This is a genomic window from Paraburkholderia phymatum, from assembly GCF_040965635.1.
Lineage (GTDB): Bacteria > Pseudomonadota > Gammaproteobacteria > Burkholderiales > Burkholderiaceae > Paraburkholderia > Paraburkholderia phymatum_B.
Genome location: NZ_JBFRCH010000175.1, coordinates 1 through 253, shown reverse-complemented (window position 1 = coordinate 253; position 253 = coordinate 1). Strand labels below are relative to the sequence as shown.

General features: G+C 61.7%; 1 pseudogene. It reads left to right on the top strand.

Features of this window, described 5'->3' with window-relative positions:
• Nucleotides 1-253: pseudogene (locus tag AB4Y32_RS40665) on the top strand (IS21 family transposase); the annotation flags it as partial.

Genomic DNA, 253 nt, shown 5'->3' with positions numbered 1-253 from the left:
GACAACCTCCGCGAGGGCGTTATTACGCCCGACCTGTACGAGCCGGAGATCAACCGGCTTTACGCCGCGATGCTCGAGCATTACGGCGTAATCGCCGATCCTGCCCGGGTACGCGATCCGAATCGAAAGGGTGCCGTAGAGAACGCGATCCAGCATACGCAGAACACGGCGCTGACTGGCCGGCGCTTCGAGTCGCTCGAGGCCCAGAACGAATTCCTGATGCACTGGGAGGAGAACTGGGCAGCCAAACGCA